Here is an 18,925-nt window from a genome sequence, read left to right on the forward strand (position 1 = left end):
GACGCTGGCAAGCCCTACGCCACTTCACCACCAGCCCCCGCAAAATCGGCCGCATCGTCCAAGCAGCACTCGTACTCACCCACCACGAACACGGCCGCCTGACCTAACCCCTACTGAGAACACCTCATTGAAATCGCGTCCCCCCGGGGCGGGGCGGGAGAGGACGGTGCCCGCCCCGCCCCGGCCGGTGGACGGCGTGGCTCGGGGCGGGCACCTGAGCGGGGTTACTCCGTGACCGCGTCGAGGGCGTCGATGAGGCCTGCCCCGTAGAAGCCGGCTCCGGTGGCGCCTCCGGTGCAGACCGCGTCGACGACGCCGTCGCCGTCTCCGTCGTAGTCCTTCGGGCACGGCAGCGGGTCGGACTGGTCGGCCAGGGCTCCGATGACCTGCTGGGCGGTCCAGTCCGGGTGGGTGCTGCGCAGCAGGGCGGCGACGCCCGCGGCGTGCGGACCGGCCATCGACGTGCCCTGCATCCAGCCCCAGCCACCGCCGGGGACGCTGGAGAGGATCCGGCCGTTGGCCGACGGCGTCTGCGGGATCTGCCGCGCGTCACCGCCCGGGGCGGTCACCGAGATCGAGCCGATGCCGTAGTTGGAGTAGTACGACTTCACCGCGTTCACGCCCACCGCCGACACCGAGACCACGCCGGGCAGCTCGCCCGGGAGGATGCGGCAGTCCGGCCCGGTGTGGCGGTCCTGGGTGGGACCGCCGTTGTTCGGGCTGTTGGTGTCGTGGATCGGCTGCGAGAGGTCCCAGTTGCTGTTGCCCGCGGAGACCACGTTGACCACGTCGTGGCCCTCGGCGTAGGCGACCGCGCGGCGGACCGCCTCGGCGGCGGCCTTCTGGTCCGGGTCGCTGTCGCACCACAGGTACCAGGGGTCGACGAAGTAGGAGTTGTTGGTGACGTCGAAGCCGTGCTCGGCCGCCCAGATGAACCCGCAGATCGCGTACTCGGGGTAGATGAACCCGCCGTCGTCGATCACCCGCACCGAGGCCAGCGAGACGTTCGGGGCCACTCCGGCGACGCCGACGCCGTTGCGCGCGGCGGCGATGGTGCCCGAGACGTGCGTGCCGTGGTCCTGCGTCGGGTCCTGCGGCTGCCAGGCCTCCTGGTTCGGGTCCGGCACGCCCTCGTTGACGCAGCTCACCGACTTGGACACGTCCAGGTTCGGCGCCAGGTCCGGGTGGGTGGGGTCGATGCCGTAGTCCAGCACGCCGACGGTGATGTCCTTGCTGCCCTGCGAGATCGCGTTGGCCTGGTCGGCCTTGATCTGCGGCAGGTCCCACTGGTCGGCTTCCAGCGGCTCCTCGCCGTCGACGCCGAAGGTGCCGACGCCGTTCGCGGTGCCCTCGAGGGTTTCCAGCCGGTTCGACTGGGCCGGGGGCAGCTGCTCGGCGAGGTTGCGGCTCGCGCCAGCCTGCTCGACACCCGGCTGCTGCCGGACGGCGGCCGCGAAGGCCGGGTCGGTCGAGGACGCGACGACCACGCCGATCTGCGGCCAGCTCTGCACGACGGTGCCGCCGACGGCGCGCACCGATTCCTCGGTCTGCGCGAGGCCGTCACCGGCGGGGCCGACGACCACGAAGTGCGCAGGAACAGCCGAGGCCGCGGGCGCTTGTGGCGCGGAACCAAGGAGACCGGCTGGTAACAGCAGCGACAGCGCGAGGGCCGAGCCTGCGATCCGCAGCGAACGACCTCTCCTACTTCTGCGTGACAACTTGTCCCTCCCAGGGAGACGAAGAATGGTTCACCCAGTGATATTCGTCCGGATTTTGCGCCTGATTCGGGGATAGTTGGTAGGTCTCAACGGAGTAATTAGGTAGCCGAAAGTGAGGGACTCGGCACGCGAGTGACGGCTGGGCAACAACTTCGAGGCGACTTAGAGTCGTCAGGTGTCGGTTGCAGATTTGAACATCACCCCGCCGGAACAGACCCCGAGCTCATCGGCGATGCGGCGTGCGCTGCGCCGCGCCACCGACGGCGTCACGCTCGACGTCACCGAAGCCGCGGTCCTGCTGCACGCGCGCGGCGATGACCTGGACAAACTCCTCGTTGCGGCGGGCAAGGCGCGGGACGCGCACCTGGTCGCCGAAGGGCACCCGGGCGTCGTCACCTACAGCCGCAACGTGTTCATCCCGCTGACCAGGCTGTGCCGGGACCGTTGCCACTACTGCACTTTCGCCACCGTTCCGCACAAGGTGGAATCGGCGTTCCTGGAGCGCGACGAGGTCCTGGAGATCGCCCGCCAGGGGGCCGCCGCGGGTTGCAAGGAAGCCCTGTTCACCCTGGGGGACCGCCCGGAGGAGCGCTGGCCCGCGGCGCGCGAGTGGCTGGAGGCGCGCGGCTACTCCTCCACAGTGGACTACGTCCGGTCCTGCGCGATCGCGGTGCTGGAGGAGACCGGTCTGCTGCCGCACCTCAACCCCGGAGTGCTGTCCTGGTCGGAGCTGACCAGGCTCAAGCCGGTCGCGGCCAGTATGGGGATGATGCTGGAGACCACATCGGAGCGGCTGTGGAGCGAGAAGGGCGGCCCGCACTACGGCAGCCCGGACAAGGAGCCCGCCGTCCGCAAGCGGGTCCTCACCGACGCCGGACGCGTCGCGGTGCCGTTCACCAGCGGAATCCTCATCGGCATCGGCGAGACCCGCACCGAGCGCGCCGAGTCGCTGCTGGAGCTGCGCCAGTCCGCCCGCCAGTACGGGCACATCCAGGAAATCATCGTGCAGAACTTCCGGGCCAAGCCGGACACCGCGATGCGCGGCATGCCCGACGCCGACCTGGAGGAACTGGCCGCCACGATCGCCGTCGCCCGGCTGCTGATGCCCTCGGGCGTGAGCGTGCAGGCGCCGCCGAACCTGGTCGGCGAGGAGCACCTGCTGATGCTGCGCGCCGGCATCGACGACTGGGGCGGCGTCTCGCCGGTGACCCCGGACCACGTCAACCCCGAGCGCCCGTGGCCGCAGATCACCGAGCTCACCGAACTCACCGACCAGGCCGGTTTCCAGCTGCGGGAGCGGCTCACCGCCTACCCGCGCTACGTGCGCAAGGGCCTGGCCGGGGACAGCACGCAGTGGCTGGACCTGCGGATCGCCGCGCACGTCGACGCGCTGTCGGACGCCGACGGCTTCGCCGAGCCCGAAGCCGAGATCGTGGGCCGCGAGTGGCAGGAGCCCGACGGCGGTTTCGAGTCGATCGGGCGCACCGACCTGCACCGCAGCATCGACACCGACGGCCGCACCGAGGATCGCCGCACCGACTTCGACACCGTCTACGGCGACTGGGAGGAGCTGCGCGGCCAGGTCCCGTCGGCGGCGGCCCCGGAGCGGCTCGACGCCGACGTGAAGGAAGGGCTGCGGCTCGCCGAGTCCGATCCGGCGGTGCTGCTGGAGGAGCAGCACCACGCGGCCGCGATGGCGTTGATGACCTGCGACGGACCGGCGATGGAGGAGCTCGCCGGGATCGCCGACCGGTTGCGCCGGGAGGTCGTCGGCGACGACATCACCTACGTGGTCAACCGCAACATCAACTTCTCCAACATCTGCTACGTCGGCTGCCGGTTCTGCGCCTTCGCGCAGCGCGAGCGCGACGCCGACGCCTACCGGCTCTCACCCGAGGAGGTCGCCGACCGCGCCGACGAGGCGTGGCGGGCCGGGGCGACCGAGGTGTGCGTGCAGGGCGGCATCGACCCGAGGCTGCCGGTGTCGGGCTACGCAGACCTGGTGCGGGCGGTGCGGCAGCGGGTGCCGGAGATGCACGTCCACGCGTTCAGCCCGATGGAGATCGTCAGCGCCTCGGCGAAGGCCGGTGCGACCGTCGAGGACTGGCTGGCGGAGCTCAAGGAGGCCGGTCTGGGCAGCATCCCGGGCACGGCGGCCGAGATCCTCGACGACGAGGTCCGCTGGGTGCTGACCAAGGGCAAGCTGCCCGCGGCCGAGTGGATCGAGGTGGTCAGCACGGCGCACCGGCTGGGCGTCCCGTCCTCGTCGACGATGATGTACGGCCACGTCGACCACCCGGAGCACTGGCTGGGGCACTTCCGCACGCTGGCCGGGGTGCAGGACCGGGCTCGCGAGCACGGCCAGGCCGGGTTCACCGAGTTCGTGCCGCTGCCGTTCGTGCACCGCAACGCCCCGATCTACCTGGCGGGCCTGGCCCGGCCGGGGCCGACGCGGCGGGACAACCGGGCGGTGCACGCGATGGCCCGGATCCTGCTGCACGGCCGGATCGACAACGTGCAGACCTCGTGGGTCAAGCTCGGCGACGCCGGGACCACCGAGGTGCTCAACGGTGGCGCGAACGACGTCGGCGGCACGTTGATGGAGGAGACGATCAGCCGGATGGCCGGATCGGAGCACGGTTCGGAGCGCAGCGTCGAGGAACTGCACGAGCTCGCGGCTCGGGCGGGGCGCACCGCGCGGCAGCGCACTACGACGTACGGACGAGTGGGTCAGGTCCAGCTCGGCATCAGCGCTGTTTGAGGCACTGACTGCTCCATTTGAGTGTGATTCAGGTCTCGTGATGACGCTAGGTGGGACCGGTCGGCGGCCGGTCCCACCGCTCACCTGCGACGTCAGTGATCAACAACCCGGGCGAAAACTGCTGAGGTCCGGAAAATATGATCACCATGTCGTGGTTGGTTTACGCAAGGCAACCGCGATCGCATCAGGCGGTCGGTACTGTCCGCCACCGGACCACACGAGTAGATGGCCCCTAAAGGGTCACTTTCGCAGGGAGGCACGCTCTTGCGTAGCCGAATATCTCGCGTGATCAGGCGAGCTCTCGCCCCCGGCGCCGTTGCCGCAGCGCTCCTGCCGGTGACCGCGGGGCTCGCCGAAGCCCAGTCCGAGGCCGTCATCGTGGCGGCGCCGTCGATGGACTCGCTCGGCCCGGTCGGCCTGAGCGCCGTCGTGCTCGGCGTCGCCGGCATGGTCGTCGGAGTCTTCCGCAAGAAGAAGATCCAGCCGGAGAACCAGCGCAAGGGTTGAACCCGGTCCCGCGCGCGGGGCGGCACTTGCGAGAATCGGCTTCGTGAGCAGCGACAGCCCCGCAACCCAGACCAGCGAACAGTCCGAGGGCCGGCCCCGCGTCCTGTCCGGGATCCAGCCGACGGCCGACTCCTTCCACCTCGGCAACTACCTCGGCGCCCTGCGGGAATGGGTCACCATGCAGGACACCTACGAGTGCTTCTACAGCGTCGTCGACCTGCACGCCATCACCGTCGAGCAGGACCCCGAACTGCTCCGGCAGCGCACCCGGCTGTCCGCCGCCCAGCTGCTCGCCCTCGGCATCGACCCCGACCGCTCCGCGCTGTTCGTGCAGAGCCACGTCCCGGAGCACGCGCAGCTGTCCTGGGTGCTGGAGTGCATGGCCGGGTTCGGCGAAGCCGGCCGGATGACCCAGTTCAAGGACAAGTCCGCCCGCCAGGAGGCCGACCACGTCAGCGTCGGCCTGTTCACCTACCCGGTCCTGCAGGCCGCCGACATCCTGATCTACCAGGCGGACGCGGTCCCGGTCGGCGAGGACCAGCGCCAGCACCTGGAGCTCACCCGCAACCTCGCGCAGCGCTTCAACTCCCGCTTCGGCACGACCTTCACCGTTCCGGCGGCGCACATCCCGAAGGACACCGCCAAGATCTACGACCTGCAGGACCCGACCGCCAAGATGAGCAAGTCGGTCCCCAGCGGCGTCATCGAGCTGATGGAGGACCCGAAGCGCTCGGCGAAGAAGATCCGCTCGGCCGTCACCGACACCGAGCGCGAGATCCGCTACGACGTCGACAACAAGCCCGGCATCTCCAACCTGCTGGCGATCTACTCCGCGCTGACCGGCCAGAGCATCGCCGAGCTCGAAACCTCCTACGAGGGGCGCGGGTACGGCGACCTGAAGAAGGAGCTCGGCGAGGTCGTGGTCGAGTTCGTGACGCCGCTGCAGGAGGAGGTCAACACCTACCTCAACGACCCGGCCGAGCTGGACAAGGTCCTGCACCAGGGCGCGGAGAAGGCCCGCGAGGTCACGACCCGGACCCTGCAGACCGTGTTCGAACGGGTGGGATTCCTTCCTCCGCTGCGCTGAAGTGATCAACTGCGGGTAGCCTGCCACCGTTCGGGGGGAGGCGCACCTTGGCGGATCAACAGGAGCAACCGGGCCGCCTGGCCCGGTTGCGGCAGCGGCACGAGTGGCTCGACAGACTGATCCGGGCCTTCGGCCGCTACCAGCAGCAGTACGGCGACTACTACGCCGCCGCGATCACCTACTTCAGCGTGCTGGCCCTGGTGCCGCTGCTGATGATCGGGTTCGCCGCAGCCGGTTTCGTGCTGCGCGGCAACCCCGACCTGCTGGCGAACCTGCGGGAATCGATCACCTCGGCGGTCCCCAGCCCGGCGATGAGCGACATGCTCAACCGGGTCGTCGACCAGGCCATCAAGCAGGCGGGCGCGGTCGGGATCATTGGTCTGCTCACCGCCCTGTACTCCGGGCTGGGCTGGATGACGAACCTGCGCGAAGCGCTGACCGCCCAGTGGACGCAGATCCCCGACCCGCAGCCGATGCACAAGCGGATGGCCTCCGACCTGGTGTCGCTGATCGGGCTGGGCCTGGCGATGGCGCTGTCGTTCGGCATCAGCGCGCTCGGCGGCGGCGTCGGGCGGCTGCTGCTCGGCGCGGTCGGCTTCGGGGACAGCGCCTTCGCGGGCATCGCGCTGCGGGTGCTGTCGATCCTGCTGTCGCTGCTGGCCGGGTGGCTGGTGTTCGTGTGGGTGCTCGCCCGGCTGCCGCGCAAACCGGTGACGTTGCGCAGCGCCATCTGGGGCGCGCTGTTCGCCGCCGTCGGCTTCGAGCTCCTCAAGCAGGTCGGCGTCATCTACCTGAACACGGTCACGAACTCGCCCGCCGGGGCGGCGTTCGGCCCGATCCTGGGTCTGCTGGTCTTCGCGAACCTGATGTCGCGCTTCGTCCTGTTCGTGACCGCCTGGACGGCCTCGGCCAGCGAGAACCTGGAGCCCGCTCCCGTCCCCGCCCCGGGCCCGGCCGTCATCCGCCCCGCGGTCCGGGTCCACCGCCGGGCCAGTCCCCGCGCCACGGCAGGCCTGCTCGGCCTCGGTGTCGCAGCCGGCTGGTTGCTGCGCAAACCCCGCATCGGACGCTCCAAGGACAGCTGACCCGAGCGCCCCGAGGTGGGGAGGTCTCCACTGAAACCTCCCCACCCGGAGCCGCTCAGGGGTGTTCGGCGCTCTCGGCCGAGGCCCGCCGCCGGGCTTGGGCCAGCTGGGCTCGGCGCCTGCGGAGCAGGACCGCCCCGGCGACCGCGACCAGGGCGATCGCCAGCAGCACCAGCGGGCCGGTGAGGGTGCCGAAGAACGACGAATCGCGGACGCCCTCTCCCGCGGGCGGGGGCATGTCGGCGCGGGCCGCCGGGGCCACCTCCGGCGCGCGCGGCGAGGTCGTCACCAGCTCACCCACCACGGTGCCCCGGGGCAGCGAGAAGCCGTAGTCGAGCAGCGCCATCGCCTGGTGCGACAGCCGCACCGGGGAGTTCTCGCCGCGCACCATCACCGCCACCAGGCGGCGTCCGTCGCGCTGGGCGGAGCCGATGAAGGTGTGCCGGGCGTCGTCGGTGAAGCCGGTCTTGCCGCCCAGGCCACCGGGGTAGTTGCGCAGCACCTGGTTGTCGCTCCACAGCTGGAACGGCGGCTGCCCGGGAGCGCCGGGCAGGAACATCATCGGCGTGGCGATGGCGTTGGCGAACGCGGGCTCGCGCATCGCCATCCGGAAGACGGTGGCCAGGTCGTAGGCGGAGGTGCTCATCCCGGCACCGTCCAGGCCGGACGGTGTCGCGGCGCGGGTGTCCAGGGCGCCGATCTCGGCGGCCAGTGCGTTCATCTTCTCCAGCGTCGCCGGGACCCCGCCCATCTTGACGGCCAGCGCGTGCGCGGCGTCGTTGCCGGAGCCCATCAGCATCGCCTGGAAGACCTGGCCGACGGTGTAGGTCATCCCGGGCAGCAGGCCGATGCGGGTGCCCTCCTGGTTGGCGTCCTCCTGGGTGGCCACCAGGGTGTCCTCGAGCTTGAGCTCGCGCAGCGCGGTGAGCGCGGTGAGCACCTTGATGGTGGAGGCCGGGCGCTGCCGGGCGTGGGCGTCCTTGGCGGCCAGGACCTCGCCGGTGTCGAGGTCGGCCAGCACCCAGCCGGCCGCGGCGTTGGCCACGTCCGGTGGTGGGGCGGGCTGGTTCGGCGCGGTCAGCAGCGCGCAGTCGGCCATCCGGTCACCGCCCACCGGCGTCTCCGGCACCGGGATCGGGGTCGGTGCGGGCTGACCGGGCGGCGGCACCTCGGAGGTGTCGACCGGCGGTGGTGGTGCCTCGGCGTTCGGGCACGCGGGCGCTTGCGCGGCGGCGGGGGCGGTGGTCAGCAGTGGCAGGGTGACGAGCAGTGCGGCGAGAACCGGCCAAAACGGTTTTTTCGCACGGGATTTCGCCGAACGGTGAGGACGCGGAGGCACACGGGAGAGGTTAACGGGTCAGGTCCATGAACGTCCGCCGCGTAGCCGACCCGGGACCCCGCGTGAGGCCGGTAACAGCGGATACTCGGGGGCGTGACGATTTCTCGCCGAGTTGCGCTGTTCCTGCTGGCCTTCGGGGTCTGGTCCTACCTGCTGTGGCCGACGTTCATGCGCAACATCTGGAACAGCGACCGCTCCTGGGCGCAGGGCAGCCCCACGGCCTACCTGATCGTCCACCTGGTCATCGCCGTGGTCTCCCTCGTCCTGGGCACCATCATCGGCGTCCTCGGCTGGAAGGCCTACCGAGCCACACGCCCCTGACCAGCTCCTTTCGAATTTCGCGCGAAATTCGACTCCCCTTCGTGAGGCTCGAACTTCGCGCGAAATTCGAAAAGGGCCCTGGACGTGACGACGGCGCCCACCCCCGGTGGGGGATGGGCGCCGTTCGCGTTCGTGCTCGGTCAGCGGCGGCGGAACATCAGCGCGCGCTTGACCTCCTGGATCGCCTTGGTGACCTGGATGCCACGCGGGCAGGCGTCCGTGCAGTTGAAGGTCGTGCGGCAGCGCCACACGCCGTCGACGTCGTTGAGGATGTCCAAGCGCTCCTCAGCGGCCTCGTCGCGGCTGTCGAAGATGAACCGGTGCGCGTTGACGATCGCGGCCGGGCCGAAGTAGTTGCCGTCCGACCAGTACACCGGGCACGACGTGGTGCACGCCGCGCACAGGATGCACTTGGTGGTGTCGTCGAAGCGCTCCCGCTCGGCGACCGACTGGATCCGCTCCCGGGTGGGCTCGTTGCCGGTGGTCATCAGGTACGGCTTGACCGCGCGGTAGGCCTCGAAGAACGGCTCCATGTCGACGACCAGGTCCTTCTCCAGCGGGAGGCCCTTGATCGGCTCGATGGTCAGCGTCGTCTCGCCGTCCTTGTTGAGCATGTCCTTCATCAGGACCTTGCAGGCGAGCCGGTTGACGCCGTTGATCCGCATCGCGTCCGAGCCGCACACGCCGTGCGCGCAGGACCGGCGGAACGTGAGCGTCCCGTCGACGTACCACTTGATGTAGTGCAGCAGGTTGAGCACCCGGTCCGACGGCAGCGCCGGGATCCGGTACGACTCCCAGTGCGGCTCGTCGTCCTGCTCCGGGTTGTAGCGGAGCAGCTTGACGGTGACCATCACCGCGTCGTCCGGGATCGGCGGGGCGTCGTCCGGCAGATCAGACGCTGCGGCGTGGTCCTTGTTTTGCGTGGTGGCGGCAGTCATCAGTACTTACGCTCCATCGGCTGGTACCGGGTGACGGTGACCGGCTTGTAGTCCAGGCGGATGTCGGCCTGGAACCCGGTCAACCCGAGCGGCGCGTTCGGATCTTCGGACTCGGGCAGCACCTTGTACTGCATGCTGTGCCGCATGAAGTTGGTGTCGTCCCGGGAGGTGTAGTCCTCGCGGGCGTGACCGCCGCGGGACTCCTTGCGGGCCAGCGCCGCGTTGACCAGGGCTTCGGCCAGGTCGAGCAGGAAGCCCAGCTCGATGGCCTCCAGCAGGTCGGAGTTGTACCGCTTGCCCTTGTCGTGCACGGCGATCCGGCCGTAGCGCTCCTTGAGCGCCTGCACGTCCGACAGCGCCGTCTTCAGCGTCTCCTCGGTGCGGTACACCGACGCGTTGGCGTCCATCGTCTGCTGCAGCTCGGTGCGGATGGTCGCGACCCGCTCGCCACCGGTGTTGGTGCGCAGGTGGCTGACCATGCCCTCAACCATCTTGGCCGGGTCTTCCGGGATCTCCACGAACTCGTGCTCGTGGGCGTACTCGGCGGCGGCGATGCCCGAGCGGCGGCCGAACACGTTGATGTCCAGCAGCGAGTTGGTGCCCAGGCGGTTGGAGCCGTGCACCGAGACGCAGGCGCACTCACCGGCGGCGTAGAGGCCGGGGACCACGTTCTCGTTGTCCCGCAGCACCTCGCCCTCCACGTTGGTGGGGATGCCGCCCATCGCGTAGTGCGCGGTCGGGTAGACCGGCACCGGCTCCTCGGTCGGCTCGACACCCAGGTAGGTGCGGGAGAACTCCATGATGTCCGGGAGCTTGGACATCAGCAGCTCTTCACCGAGGTGGGTGACGTCGAGGAGCACGTAGTCCTTGTTCGGACCCGCACCGCGACCTTCCAGCACCTCCAGGGCCATCGAACGGGCGACGATGTCGCGTGGCGCGAGGTCCTTGATGGTCGGTGCGTAGCGCTCCATGAAGCGCTCACCGCTGGCGTTGCGGAGGATTCCGCCCTCACCCCGGACGCCCTCGGTGATGAGGATGCCCAGGCCGGCCAGGCCGGTCGGGTGGAACTGGTAGAACTCCATGTCCTCCAGCGGCAGGCCCTTGCGGTAGATGATGCCCATGCCATCACCGGTGAGGGTGTGCGCGTTGGAGGTGGTCTTGAAGACCTTGCCGAAACCGCCGGTGGCGAACACGACGGCCTTGGCGTGGAAGACGTGGATCTCGCCGGTGGCCAGCTCGTAGGCGATGGCGCCGGTGCAGACCTGCTGGCCGTCCGCGCCCTCGCTCATCATCACGTCGAGGACGTAGAACTCGTTGTAGAACTCCACGCCGTGCTTGACGCAGTTCTGGTACAGCGTCTGCAGGATCATGTGGCCGGTGCGGTCCGCGGCGTAGCAGGCCCGGCGGACCGGGGCCTTGCCGTGGTCGCGGGTGTGGCCACCGAAGCGGCGCTGGTCGATCTTGCCCTCAGGGGTCCGGTTGAACGGGAGCCCCATCTTCTCCAGGTCCAGGACCGCGTCGATGGCCTCCTTGGCCATGATCTCCGCGGCGTCCTGGTCGACCAGGTAGTCACCACCCTTGATCGTGTCGAAGGTGTGCCACTCCCAGTTGTCCTCTTCGACGTTGGCCAGCGCCGCGCACATACCGCCCTGCGCCGCACCGGTGTGCGAGCGGGTGGGGTAGAGCTTGGTCAGCACGGCGGTCCTGGCGCGCTGGCCGGACTCGATGGCCGCGCGCATCCCGGCGCCACCGGCGCCGACGATGACCACGTCGTACTTGTGGAATTGCATGGTCGCCTCCTCGGGCTGTGGCGGGACCCGCGATCGGCAGCCAACACCTGCCACTGCGAGCGGCCTCGCCACGCTGTGGTCTCTGCGGCGCTAGCCGATGTTCGGGTCGAAGGTGAAGATCACGAAGCTGCCCAGACCCACGGTCAGCAGGACGGAGACGTACAGCAGCATCTTCAGCCAGAAGCGTGTGCCGTCTTTTCGGGAGTAGTCGTTGATGACGGTACGAAGACCGTTGCCGCCGTGCAGGCCGGCCAGCCACAGCATCGTCAGGTCCCAGAACTGCCAGAACGGGGAGGCCCAGCGACCCGCCACGAAGGCGAAGTTGATCTTGTGGACGCCGCCGTCCAGGAACAGCATGATCAGCAGGTGGCCCAGCACCAGGAACAGCAGGACCACGCCGGACAGGCGCATGAACAACCAGGCGTAGAGCTCGAAGTTGTTGCGGCGCGCGGCGGGCCGGCTCGGGGTGCGCGGCTTCTCCACGGCGAGAGGTGCGTCGGTGACGGACATTGGCGCTTAACCCCCGAAGATTTCCGTGACGGCGCGGGTGAGCATGCTGATCGCGGCCGGAACCATCAGGACCAGCCAGAGCGCGATCACGGTCCAGAGCATCGGCTTCTGGTACTTCGTGCCCTGCGACCAGAAGTCGACCAGCATGACTCGGATGCCGTTGAACGCGTGGAAGAGCACTGCGGCCAGCAGCCCGAGTTCGAACAGGATCATCACTGGGTGCTTGTAGGTCTCGATGACCGTGTCGTACGCGTTGGGCGACACCCGGACGAGGGCCGTGTCCAGGACGTGCACGAACAAGAAGAAGAAGGTGAGTACGCCCGTGATCCGGTGGGCGACCCACGACCACATGCCCAGATCGCCGCGGTAGAGACGCCCCTTGGCGCGCACGGTTTCGGTGCGCGTCGGTGCGTCGGCCGCGGAGGCGGTGGTGCTGGCCATGGTGGAAGGCCTCCAACCTCGCTGGTGGACTGACGGCCCCGCGTTCGGGAACAGGGGCGGCCGGCCCCGAGTTGCAGTTGGTCCCAAACGATGTTGGGTGCACGCCCGTCACCGGCCACGAACTGGGGCCTTGACGAACTGGATGCTAGACCCGACTAATCGCCCCGGCCTACTCGCCTGAGCCGTCTGTGATCGACCAGACAAGCGGTGCGTGCCGGTTAATCGAGTAAGAAATCATTTTGTGACACGTGAGCAATGCTCAAGCAGCAGCGTCAAGCCTTAATTTCGAGAGTCACGTCACCGGCTGACGTGCACCGTGTTCTGAGCGTGAGATCCACCCGAAAGTGGATCTTCGCCGGGCGCCGCGATCCCCGCTGATCCGAGGTGCGGCCGGGGGTGGCGCGGTGGCCTCGAACGAAAGGGGAACGGCATGCGGCGAACGCCGACTCATCGACGGCGCTCGGGTGCCGGAGCGCGGCGCAGGGGCGTCGCAACGGTCGCGTTGCTGCTCACCGGTGCGATGGCGCTGGCGGGCTGCGCGAAGGACACCGGCGCGGGCGGGAGCAGCGCCGACGGGGGGAGCGGGCCGTGCCAGCTGAGCGCGCCGCCCGCGGGAGCCGCCGCTCCGACCAGCTCGACGACCCAGCAGCTGCCGCCGCCGAACGCGAGCGCGATGCGGGTCGGTCTGGCCTTCGACATCGGCGGGCGCGGGGACGCCTCGTTCAACGACGCCTCGGTGGCGGGCTTGGACAAGGCCAAGGTCGACATGGGCCTGGGCGAGAGCAAGGAGCTCGACGCGGGGGCCGGTGAGCCCGAGGACGCCAAGCAGACCCGGCTGCGCCAGCTCGCGCGCGAGGGCTTCAACCCGGTCATCGCCGTCGGCTACGCCTACGCGGACGCGCTCAAGATCGTCGCGCCGGAGTTCCCCGGCACCAAGTTCGCCATCATCGACGAGCAGATCGACGGCGTGCCGAACGTGACCTCGCTGGTCTTCGCCGAGGAGCAGGGCTCCTTCCTGGCGGGCGTGGTGGCCGCGCACAAGTCGAAGAAGTGCCACGTCGGCTTCGTGGGCGGCGTGCAGACGCCGCTGATCCAGAAGTTCCAGGCCGGGTTCGAGGCGGGCGCCAAGGCCGCCGCCCCGGGGATCAAGGTCGAGAAGGAGTACCTGACCCCGGCCGGCGACTTCAGCGGTTTCCAGGACCCGAACAAGGGCTCCGAGGTCGCCACCGGCCAGCTGGAGGCGGGTGCCGACGTGATCTACCACGCGGCGGGCGCCTCCGGTAAGGGCGTGTTCGGCGCGGTCCAGGGCGCCGGCGCCCAGGCCATCGGGGTCGACTCCGACCAGTACAACCAGCCGACGGTGGCCGAGTACAAGGACGTCATCATCAGCTCGATGCTCAAGCGCATCGACCTGGCGGTCTACGACTACATCGCCGGTGTCGCGCGCAACGACCTGAGCACGGTGCCGAAGAAGTTCGACGTCGCCATCGACGGGGTCACCTACTCGGCCTCGGGCGGCAAGATCGACGACCTCAAGCCCACGCTCGACGCCTACAAGGCCGCGATCGCCGGCGGCCAGATCAAGGTCCCGGAGCAGCCCTGATCGTCGGCTGTACCGCCCCTGAGCAGTGATGATGGAGGGCGCCTCGCTCCCACCGCGGGTGCGTGCGAGGTGCCCTCCACCGCTCCGGGTTGGCGTTTTCGCGCCAAGGCGGCCGGTCTCGCGCCGAAACCGTCCATTGTTGATCGTCCATCTGGTCCGCTGCCGGTGGAGACGAGTCCTGGAGCACCATGAGCACCTCTGCCGAACCGGAACCCGGCGGCCCACCGGCCGTCGAGCTGACCGGCATCACCAAGACCTTCCCCGGCGTCGTGGCGAACTCCGACGTGAACCTGACCGTCCGCGCGGGCGAGGTGCACGCGCTGTGCGGTGAGAACGGGGCCGGCAAGTCGACCCTGATGAAGATCCTCTACGGGATGCAGGCACCGGACTCGGGAACCATCCGGGTGCGCGGCGACGAGGTCTCCTTCCGCACCCCTGCCGAGGCCATCAAGGCCGGGATCGGCATGGTCCACCAGCACTTCATGCTGGCCGACAACCTGACCGTGCTGGAGAACGTCGTGCTCGGCGCCGAGAGCGCCCACGGCATCGGCGCCGAGGCGCGTCGCCGGGTGCGGGAGCTGGCCGAGAAGGCCGGGTTCGAGCTGCGGCTGGACGTGCTGGTGGAGCGCCTGGGCGTGGCCGAGCGGCAGCGGGTGGAGATCCTCAAGGTGCTCTACCGGGGCGCGCGGATCATCATCCTCGACGAGCCCACCGCCGTGCTGGTGCCGCAGGAGGTCGACGAGCTGTTCGCGACCCTGCGCACCATGCGCGAGCAGGGCTTCACCTTCCTGTTCATCTCGCACAAGCTCGACGAGGTGCGCAGCATCGCCGACACCGTCACGGTGCTGCGGCGCGGCACCACCGTCGGGACCGTGGCCGCGTCCGAGGTGACCAGCAGGGCCCTCGCCGAGATGATGGTGGGCAGCGAACTCCCGGTCCCCGAGCGCGGTCCGTCCACAGTGACCGAACGCGAAGTGCTCTCGGTTTCCGGACTTTCGGCCGCGGAGGCCGACCGGCCGGTGCTCGACGGCATCGAACTGGCCGTGCGCTCCGGCGAGGTCGTGGGCATCGCCGGCGTCGAGGGCAACGGCCAGACCGAGCTCGTCGAGGCCATCATGGGCATGCGGCCGGTGGCGTCCGGGCAGGTCAAGTTGGGTGAGCGGGACATCACCGGGCTCGGCACCCTCGCCCGCCGCGAGGCCGGGATCGGCTACGTGCCCGAGGACCGGCACCGCCAGGGCCTGCTGCTCGACGAATCCCTGTGGCAGAACCGCATCCTCGGCCACCAGACGCGACGCCCGGTCTCCCGCGGCCGCTGGCTGGACCGGCAGGGCGCCAAGGACGACACCCGGCGCATCGTCGAGCAGTTCGACGTCCGCACCCCGGGCATCGACGTCGACGCCGCCGCGCTCTCCGGCGGCAACCAGCAGAAGCTCATCATCGGCCGGGAGCTCTCCGGCGACCCGCAGCTGCTCATCGCCGCCCACCCCACCCGGGGCGTAGACGTGGGCGCGCAGGCGGGCATCTGGGAGCACCTGCGCAACGCCCGGGCCGACGGGCTCGCGGTGCTGCTGATCTCGGCCGATCTGGACGAACTCATCGGCTTGTCCGACACCATCCGGGTCATGTTCCGCGGCCGTCTCGTGGCCGAAGCCGACCCGCGCACCGTCACGCCGGAACAGCTCGGAGCTGCGATGACCGGAACGCAGGAGGCGATGTGAGGCACGCTCCCCTTCCTCCTCGCAGCGCCGACCGGGGTGCGGGGTGCCCCCGCAAGACGCAGGAGGCGATGTGAACACCTGGCGGGCGCGGTTGCTGCCGCCGGCCCTGGCGATCGTCTTCTCCGCGGTGCTGTGCAGCGCGGTGCTGCTGATCTCCGGCGCGAACCCGATCGCGACATTGCTGGAGATGGTCGCCCAGGTCGGCCGCGGCACGACCACCGTGGACATCATCAACACGGCGGGTGCGTACTACCTGGTCGCGATCGCCGCGGCGATCGGGTTCCAGATGAACCTGCTCAACATCGGCATCGAGGGCCAGTACCGGCTGGCGGCCTGCGTGGCCGCGATCGTGGCCGGAGCGGTGAGCCTGCCGTTCGGGCTGCACGCCGCGCTGGTCGTGGTCGTCGGCGCGGTCACCGGGGCCCTGTGGTGCGGGATCGCGGCGGTGCTCAAGGTCTACCGCGGGGTGTCCGAGGTGATCTCCACGATCATGCTCAACACCCTGTCCATCGGGCTGATCGCGTTCCTCGTGCGGGTCTTCGGTGAGATGCGCGGCAACAGCCAGGGCACCCAGATCATCCCGGACAGCGGGCTGGTGCCCGGCATCCCGCTGGGCGGTGCGGGGACCGTGTTCGGGCTGGTGCTGCTGGCCGTGCTGGTCGGCGTCGGGTACGCGCTGCTGATCGACCGCACCCGCTACGGCTTCGAGCTCCGCGCCTCGGGCCTCTCGCCCACGGCCGCGCGGGCGGGCGGGGTGAACTCCAAGCGCATGGTGCTGTCCGCGATGCTCATCTCCGGAGCCATCGTCGGGCTGGCCGGGCTGCCGGAGATCCTCGGCCGCGACCACACCTTCACCATCAACTTCCCGACCGGCTACGGCTTCGCGGGCCTGGCCATCGCGCTGCTGGGCAGGAACCACCCGCTCGGCGTCGCCTTCGGCGCGCTGCTGTGGTCCTTCCTGGACAAGAGCTCGTTGACGCTGGACAACATCGGCGTTCCGAAGGAGATCGTGACCATCCTGCAGGGAACCATCGTGCTGTCGGTGGTGGTCGCCTACGAGCTGGTGCGCCGCCGCGAACTGGCCGCCGAGCAGCGCCGCGTCGGCAAGGCCCTGGAAACCGCCGAACCCGTCGCCGCGAGCGGAGGTGAGCGGGCATGACCGCAGTGGTGGTGGACGAGATCCCTTCCGCCCGTCGTGGCGGGAAGACGATGCCTGGCTGGGCGCGGGTGCTGCTGTGGGTCGTGGTCGGGTTCGCCGCGCTGGCGATCACCTCGTACCAGACCGGGGTGCCGCAGCTGACCGGATCGGGGACCGTGCAGGCCGCCGTGCGGCTGGGCATCCCGATCCTGCTGGCCGCGCTCGGCGGCCTCTGGGCCGAACGCGCCGGCGTGATCAACATCGGTCTCGAAGGCATGATGATCATGGGCACCTGGGGTGGCGCCTGGGCCGGCTACCAGTGGGGGCCGCTCGCCGGCCTGATCGCCGCGGCCGTGTTCGGCGGGCTCGGCGGACTGCTGCACGCGATCGCAACGGTGTCCTTCGGCGTCAACCACATCGTCTCCGGTGTCGCGATCAACCTGCTCGGAGCCGGTACCGCGAAGTACCTGTCCACGCTGATCTTCGAGCCGATCTCGCAGAACCCGAGGCAGTCGCCCCCGGTGCCGAAGTTCGACACCTACTCGATGCAGCCGCTCGCCGGTTGGCTCCAGCAGCTGGAGGACGTGCAGCGGGTCGGCATCTCCGACGTCGCGGGCATCCTCGGCGGCCTGGTCTCCGGCGTCTCGCCGCTGACGATGCTGGCCTACCTGCTGGTCCCGGTCAGCTACCTGGTGCTGTGGCGCTCGCCGTTCGGGTTGCGGCTGCGCTCCTGCGGGGAGAACCCGATCGCGGCCGAGTCGCTGGGCGTGAACGTCTACCGGTACAAGTACCTCGCGGTGATCATCTCGGGTGCGCTGGCGGGCATCGGCGGTGCCGCGCTGATCCTCAACCCCGGCCAGGCCGGGTACCTCGAAGGCCAGACCAACAACCGCGGCTACATCGGCCTCGCCGCGATGATCTTCGGCAACTGGCGGCCCGGCGGACTGCTCGGCGGCGCCGCCCTGTTCGGCTACTCCGACGGACTGCAGCTGCGCAACGGCGAGACCAGCGTGCACGCCCTGTTCTACGGCGCCACTCTTCTCCTCGTAGTGGTCGCGGCGCTGCAGATCTGGCGGCGGAACTGGCTGGCCGCGGGGATCTCGCTGGTCGCGGCGGCGGCGATGTACTCGGTCTACTGGTTCACCGACCAGCTGCCCGAGGAGCTCACCGCCTACACCCCGCACCTGGTCACGCTGGTCGTGCTCGGCGTGGCCGCGCAGCAGCTGCGACCACCGGAAGCCAACGGCCTGCAGTACCGGAGGGGGATGGAGTAGGTGGACGTCGACTGGGACTCCTTGCGCGCCAATGCCGTCGAGGCCGCCGCGCTGGCCCACTGCCCGTACTCCGGGCTGCAGGTCGGCGCGGCCGCGCTGTGCGACGACGGACGTGTGGTGACCGGCTGCAACGTCGAGAACGGTTCCTACGGCGTGACGTTGTGCGCCGAGTGCACGATGGCCGGTCAGCTGCACCTGACCGGAGGCGGCCGGTTCGTCGCCGTCGCCTGCCGCAGCGGCACCGGTGACCTGCTCATGCCGTGCGGCCGCTGCCGCCAGATCCTCCAGGAGCTGGGCGGCTCCGACTGCCTCGTCGACACCCCGCGCGGAGTCCTCCCCATGCGCGAAGTCCTCCCGGACGCCTTCGAACTCTGACCCCGAACACCGCGAACTCCGGCCGCCGAGGCCTCTGCACCTCGCCCCGGCCGGTCCCGAAAGGACGCGATTTCAATGAGGTGTTCTCAGTAGGGGTTAGGGCAGGCGGCCGTGTTCGTGGTGGGTGAGTACGAGTGCGGCTTGGACGATGCGGCCGATTTTGCGGGGGCTGGTGGTGAAGTGGCGTAGTGCTTGCCAGCGTCCGGTCAGGAGGGCGAAGGCGCGTTCGCCGGGAGCGCGCAGGCTGCGCAGGAGCTGGTTGTAGGTGTGGTTGTCGGTGGTGAGTGGGCTGCCGGGGTGTTTCTTGGAGCGTTTGA

17 protein-coding genes are annotated in these 18,925 nt (G+C 69.6%); 10 read left to right on the forward strand and 7 right to left on the reverse strand.

The window, feature by feature from the left end:
- Nucleotides 1-224: 224 nt before the first annotated feature.
- The gene (locus R4I43_RS33875) at nucleotides 225-1,583 is read right to left on the reverse strand and encodes a S8 family peptidase (RefSeq protein ID WP_324269819.1); all 1,359 of its coding nucleotides are present in this window, start codon (nucleotides 1,581-1,583) and stop codon (nucleotides 225-227) included.
- A gap of 310 nt (nucleotides 1,584-1,893) precedes the next feature.
- Between R4I43_RS33875 and R4I43_RS33880 the strand changes: the two genes are divergently transcribed.
- The 4 genes from R4I43_RS33880 to yhjD all read left to right on the forward strand — a co-directional run bounded on the left by R4I43_RS33880 (nucleotide 1,894) and on the right by yhjD (nucleotide 7,158).
- Nucleotides 1,894-4,479, forward strand: a complete 2,586-nt coding sequence (locus tag R4I43_RS33880; RefSeq protein ID WP_324269820.1) for a bifunctional FO biosynthesis protein CofGH — start codon at nucleotides 1,894-1,896, stop codon at nucleotides 4,477-4,479.
- A gap of 285 nt (nucleotides 4,480-4,764) precedes the next feature.
- On the forward strand, nucleotides 4,765-4,986 hold the full coding sequence (locus R4I43_RS33885; protein ID WP_324269821.1) for a hypothetical protein: 222 nt from the start codon (nucleotides 4,765-4,767) through the stop codon (nucleotides 4,984-4,986).
- A gap of 43 nt (nucleotides 4,987-5,029) precedes the next feature.
- Nucleotides 5,030-6,073, forward strand: a complete 1,044-nt coding sequence (gene trpS / locus R4I43_RS33890) for a tryptophan--tRNA ligase (protein WP_324269822.1) — start codon at nucleotides 5,030-5,032, stop codon at nucleotides 6,071-6,073.
- 47 nt (nucleotides 6,074-6,120) lie between these two features.
- A complete protein-coding gene (gene yhjD / locus R4I43_RS33895) occupies nucleotides 6,121-7,158 on the forward strand; it encodes an inner membrane protein YhjD (protein WP_324269823.1) in 1,038 nt (345 codons plus the stop codon).
- A 55-nt stretch (nucleotides 7,159-7,213) separates the two neighbouring features.
- Here the strand turns inward: yhjD and R4I43_RS33900 are convergent, their stop codons facing one another.
- Complete coding sequence (locus R4I43_RS33900) at nucleotides 7,214-8,497, reverse strand: D-alanyl-D-alanine carboxypeptidase family protein (protein WP_324269824.1); 1,284 nt, start codon at nucleotides 8,495-8,497, stop codon at nucleotides 7,214-7,216.
- A 93-nt stretch (nucleotides 8,498-8,590) separates the two neighbouring features.
- Between R4I43_RS33900 and R4I43_RS33905 the strand changes: the two genes are divergently transcribed.
- Nucleotides 8,591-8,818, forward strand: coding sequence for an SCO4848 family membrane protein (locus R4I43_RS33905; RefSeq protein ID WP_324269825.1), 228 nt, complete (start codon nucleotides 8,591-8,593; stop codon nucleotides 8,816-8,818).
- Nucleotides 8,819-8,958: 140 nt separating this feature from the next.
- Here the strand turns inward: R4I43_RS33905 and R4I43_RS33910 are convergent, their stop codons facing one another.
- From R4I43_RS33910 to sdhC, 4 genes are all read right to left on the reverse strand, one after another.
- A complete protein-coding gene (locus R4I43_RS33910) occupies nucleotides 8,959-9,756 on the reverse strand; it encodes a succinate dehydrogenase iron-sulfur subunit (RefSeq protein WP_407691360.1) in 798 nt (265 codons plus the stop codon).
- Nucleotides 9,756-11,546: a succinate dehydrogenase flavoprotein subunit gene (gene sdhA / locus R4I43_RS33915; protein ID WP_324269826.1), complete on the reverse strand. Its 1,791-nt coding sequence runs from the start codon at nucleotides 11,544-11,546 to the stop codon at nucleotides 9,756-9,758. The genes R4I43_RS33910 and sdhA overlap by 1 nt, the downstream gene beginning before the upstream one ends.
- 90 nt (nucleotides 11,547-11,636) lie before the next feature.
- Entirely contained in the window at nucleotides 11,637-12,056 is a 420-nt protein-coding gene (locus tag R4I43_RS33920; RefSeq protein ID WP_132675818.1) for a succinate dehydrogenase hydrophobic membrane anchor subunit, read from the reverse strand.
- 6 nt (nucleotides 12,057-12,062) lie between these two features.
- Nucleotides 12,063-12,497 (reverse strand): succinate dehydrogenase, cytochrome b556 subunit, encoded by a 435-nt coding sequence (gene sdhC / locus R4I43_RS33925; RefSeq protein ID WP_324269827.1) that lies wholly within the window; start codon nucleotides 12,495-12,497, stop codon nucleotides 12,063-12,065.
- A gap of 430 nt (nucleotides 12,498-12,927) precedes the next feature.
- Here sdhC and R4I43_RS33930 point away from each other — a divergent pair, with 430 nt between their 5' ends.
- The 5 genes from R4I43_RS33930 (at nucleotide 12,928) to R4I43_RS33950 (ending at nucleotide 18,608) form a co-directional block, all read left to right on the forward strand.
- Nucleotides 12,928-14,100: a BMP family lipoprotein gene (locus R4I43_RS33930; RefSeq protein ID WP_324269828.1), complete on the forward strand. Its 1,173-nt coding sequence runs from the start codon at nucleotides 12,928-12,930 to the stop codon at nucleotides 14,098-14,100.
- A gap of 188 nt (nucleotides 14,101-14,288) precedes the next feature.
- Nucleotides 14,289-15,821 carry an ABC transporter ATP-binding protein gene (locus tag R4I43_RS33935; protein ID WP_324269829.1) on the forward strand — a complete coding sequence of 511 codons (1,533 nt, stop codon included), beginning with the start codon at nucleotides 14,289-14,291 and terminating at the stop codon, nucleotides 15,819-15,821.
- 70 nt (nucleotides 15,822-15,891) lie between these two features.
- Nucleotides 15,892-16,980 carry an ABC transporter permease gene (locus tag R4I43_RS33940; protein ID WP_324269830.1) on the forward strand — a complete coding sequence of 363 codons (1,089 nt, stop codon included), beginning with the start codon at nucleotides 15,892-15,894 and terminating at the stop codon, nucleotides 16,978-16,980.
- Nucleotides 16,977-18,233, forward strand: coding sequence for an ABC transporter permease (locus R4I43_RS33945; protein ID WP_324269831.1), 1,257 nt, complete (start codon nucleotides 16,977-16,979; stop codon nucleotides 18,231-18,233). Before R4I43_RS33940 ends, R4I43_RS33945 begins: the two co-directional genes overlap by 4 nt.
- Nucleotides 18,234-18,608: a cytidine deaminase gene (locus tag R4I43_RS33950; RefSeq protein ID WP_324269832.1), complete on the forward strand. Its 375-nt coding sequence runs from the start codon at nucleotides 18,234-18,236 to the stop codon at nucleotides 18,606-18,608.
- Between the two features lie 96 nt (nucleotides 18,609-18,704).
- On the opposite strand, the gene R4I43_RS33955 is transcribed toward R4I43_RS33950, so the two are convergent.
- Nucleotides 18,705-18,925 (reverse strand): transposase family protein (locus R4I43_RS33955; RefSeq protein WP_324269833.1); only part of this gene is annotated, 221 nt, incomplete at its 5' end.

Source organism: Saccharopolyspora mangrovi, assembly GCF_035320975.1.
Taxonomy (GTDB): Bacteria; Actinomycetota; Actinomycetes; order Mycobacteriales; family Pseudonocardiaceae; genus Saccharopolyspora; species Saccharopolyspora mangrovi.

Bases quoted from the DNA above. Each gene is read 5' to 3' on its own strand.
- R4I43_RS33910 (WP_407691360.1), bottom strand. From the start codon at position 9,756: ATGACTGCCGCCACCACGCAAAACAAGGACCACGCCGCAGCGTCTGAT.
- sdhA (WP_324269826.1), bottom strand. From the start codon at position 11,546: ATGCAATTCCACAAGTACGACGTGGTCATCGTCGGCGCCGGTGGCGCC.
- R4I43_RS33920 (WP_132675818.1), bottom strand. From the start codon at position 12,056: ATGTCCGTCACCGACGCACCTCTCGCCGTGGAGAAGCCGCGCACCCCG.
- sdhC (WP_324269827.1), bottom strand. From the start codon at position 12,497: ATGGCCAGCACCACCGCCTCCGCGGCCGACGCACCGACGCGCACCGAA.
- R4I43_RS33930 (WP_324269828.1), top strand. From the start codon at position 12,928: ATGCGGCGAACGCCGACTCATCGACGGCGCTCGGGTGCCGGAGCGCGG.
- R4I43_RS33935 (WP_324269829.1), top strand. From the start codon at position 14,289: ATGAGCACCTCTGCCGAACCGGAACCCGGCGGCCCACCGGCCGTCGAG.
- R4I43_RS33945 (WP_324269831.1), top strand. From the start codon at position 16,977: ATGACCGCAGTGGTGGTGGACGAGATCCCTTCCGCCCGTCGTGGCGGG.